Source organism: Paenibacillus ginsengihumi DSM 21568 (assembly GCF_000380965.1).
Classification (GTDB): Bacteria; Bacillota; Bacilli; order Paenibacillales; family NBRC-103111; genus Paenibacillus_G; species Paenibacillus_G ginsengihumi.
Window position 1 is genome coordinate 1 of sequence record NZ_KB905672.1, and the last position, 2,819, is coordinate 2,819.

4 protein-coding genes are annotated in these 2,819 nt (G+C 41.2%); 3 read left to right on the forward strand and 1 reads right to left on the reverse strand.

Going from position 1 to position 2,819, the window contains the following annotated elements:
• From F591_RS32180 to F591_RS0126785, 3 genes are all read left to right on the forward strand, one after another.
• Positions 1-537: hypothetical protein (locus F591_RS32180; protein WP_019537615.1), on the forward strand; the 537-nt coding region annotated here is incomplete at its 5' end.
• Positions 537-1,001 carry a hypothetical protein gene (locus tag F591_RS0126780; protein ID WP_019537616.1) on the forward strand — a complete coding sequence of 155 codons (465 nt, stop codon included), beginning with the start codon at positions 537-539 and terminating at the stop codon, positions 999-1,001. The genes F591_RS32180 and F591_RS0126780, both read left to right, overlap by 1 nt.
• A 436-nt stretch (positions 1,002-1,437) precedes the next feature.
• The gene (locus F591_RS0126785) at positions 1,438-2,286 is read left to right on the forward strand and encodes a hypothetical protein (protein ID WP_019537617.1); all 849 of its coding nucleotides are present in this window, start codon (positions 1,438-1,440) and stop codon (positions 2,284-2,286) included.
• Between the two features lies 1 nt (position 2,287).
• Here the strand turns inward: F591_RS0126785 and F591_RS0126790 are convergent, their stop codons facing one another.
• Positions 2,288-2,494, reverse strand: coding sequence for a helix-turn-helix domain-containing protein (locus tag F591_RS0126790; protein ID WP_019537618.1), 207 nt, complete (start codon positions 2,492-2,494; stop codon positions 2,288-2,290).
• Positions 2,495-2,819 lie beyond the last annotated feature (325 nt).

The window sequence follows — 2,819 nt, forward strand, 5'->3', positions numbered from 1 at the left end:
TGGAATGAGTTTTATAAGAAGAAAGAGGCAGCCGAGAAGGCGGCACGGGAGGCAGACCAATCCACCCCGCCGAAACAGGACACTGAGGGGACGGGAGAAATTCCACCGAAAAAGAAATCCCTTCCTGACTTTGTAAAGAAACAATGGGAAGAAGGAAACAAATTTAATAAGGAAAATCGCCCTCGTTACCCTTATAATGAGGTAGAGTTAGAGGCTAAAGAAGCAAATGGAAAGAAATACGTTGTTGACTCATATGTGCCGGGTAAGGAGATAGTTTCAAGGAAATACACCCAACTTGCGGAAGTCCAAGAAAAAACAGCCCTTAGCTATTTGAGTGAGTTCACTAAAAAGTATTCTTCTGGTTCAGAAATTTCTTCTGGAAAATTCAACCCAAATGCTTTAAAAGGTGGTCGATTAGAGGGAGAATTAATTTTGGAAGTTCCTGTGCAAACAAAACCAATTCCACAGGCAATTCTTGACGAAGCTACTAAGAAGGGTATCATTATTCGTGATATTACTGGGAAGGTGTATAATTGATGGAGATTTACTATTGCGATAAGTGGTCAAATATTAAAAAGAAGCCGTGGAATATTATTGATGAGAAAACAGCAAGATTTAATCACGAGGGGCGTCAAGAGTATACGGCAGTTCTAAGTGACGGTGGGCAACCGAAATATTTAGTAAATGTCACCGACAAATGGGTCTCAGTAAGTTTTCTGGACGACCTGCTACGTAAATATTTACACTATGATTTTCTTGTTAAGGGTGATAATAGATTATTTTTAAAGACAGTGATGTACTGGGAGTATGAAGGAGATACCGAAACAGAATTAAAGAGCATGATTTTTGGTTATCAAGAGAATGGTTATATTGCTATGGAGCAAAGAGACGCTAAGACTGGAGAGGTTGAGGAACGAGAGACCGAAGATGACGTTTCAAGAAATTGGGACTCATTCCCTGAATTTGGTCAATATCTTCATCTGTGCAGAGAGGAAAGATAGCTTTTTCGGTGGGGCTACCCACTAGCGAATGAATCAATTTACCTCATCATTACCAACATAACCTTTGTTCTACCTGTAAGATATTTTCACGAATTAAGATGTACGCACAGAATGTCTGGAAAAAGTATCCCTATTTAACGTAATAGCGTTACACGAAACAGGTCAATTATGGTCAGATACCACCATAAAAGACCTGTTTTTTGTTATCTTCGTTTTCTTGCGGTTTTTTCAAATATGTTTGCAACGATGTACGTACATAGAACGATTGATATGGTGAAAGAAATATCTCAACTTTTCAGTAAGATATAGCGACCATAAAGAGTGTCAGGAATCAACTGAGAGTATGACAACGGGAAGGACGTGTGTGAAAGGCTAGCCACCTGCCCTCTAATATAGCCCGAAATTCATGAAAAAAAATCGGGAGAAGGGGCGGCACATGGAAGGAGTCAGTGTATCCATCGACCGTATCGTCATTGATTTTACAGATGTGTATTGGGATTTCTTCAATCCATTCATGCTTCGGTTATGTCACTACTTCGGAGTCAAGATGTATACAGCAGAAAAAGGGTTTCGTTATCACATCAATATCAACATGGGAAAGCAATTCTTGCACATTTCCTATCAACTGGTTATCTCACCCAAATCACGCAAGCATACCCTGCGAATCGAAGCGTATCCCCATTCTCTTGTGTATTTTAAAGATTGGTTGATGCAAATTCAGAGACATGCGAAGAAAGTCCTGTTTGTCCGTTGTGATGTCGCATTTGACATCCCCCGTAACATGAAGGAAATCTTCACACAGTCGCTTACAGGTCGGCAATTGCGTCTTTACCGTGGGACTCGTTATTACAACGGGAAACACCAACGACAGCAACACGGTTATTGTCGTGTGTATGACAAGAAGGCAGAACTGGAGGCTAGGAAGGGGAAGAAAATCGAGGGGGAACTAACTCGAATGGAAATCGTCTACGCTCCCAAGAAGAAAATACCACTCGAAGCATTAGTTCAGTTCCCCCCACAATTTGCGAACCTTTACTTCTGTGCTGTCATCCAAGACATGGGAAAAATCAAACCCAAAGTAGGAGCACTCGTTCAACAGATACAGGATGGTCAAACCATGCCGCAAGGCATTAGCTACTATTACCGTCAACAAATACTAGAACAGATGCAGTCACAACAGGTAATCGACTTGGACAGTTTGGTGGCGGAATATTGGGAAAAGGTAATCACGATTCCATGTGCTGTATTGGTTAGCAAGGTGAGCAAAGTACCGTTACCGCAATAGTTTAGTCGTCTTCCAGAACAATCAGGTCATGTAAGTCAATATTCAGAGTGCGACAAATCTGCTCTAGTGTATCGAAATAGGCGGCATTGACCTTATCGGAGCAAAGATGGCTGATAGTATTGGGGCGGATGTTCATTAAACGAGCCAGTTCACGTTGAGACATTCCCCTTTCTTCTAAGATTTCTTTTAGCCGTAACCGAATAGGCAACGATAATCCCTCCAAGCATAACGCTTATCCGATATATTTAATCACCAAACTTTCTTCAACTATAGCATTGTAATCTAGTTGATTGCAACGGTGATACGATATATAATAGAATTATAGCGGTATGGCGTTACATAAATCTCAATTACTGTTACGGAGGGGGAGATGGCATGAATCACTTAATCCACAGACTGGAACAGTTGCAGATGAGAGAAGCGGTTGTTCATGAGAAATTGTCAAGGCCGGATTTAAATTGACCCACTTCGCCGGTTTAAATTTGACCCACTTCGACGAATTAAGGGTCTAGACTTGCTGATTCTCCCTGCAA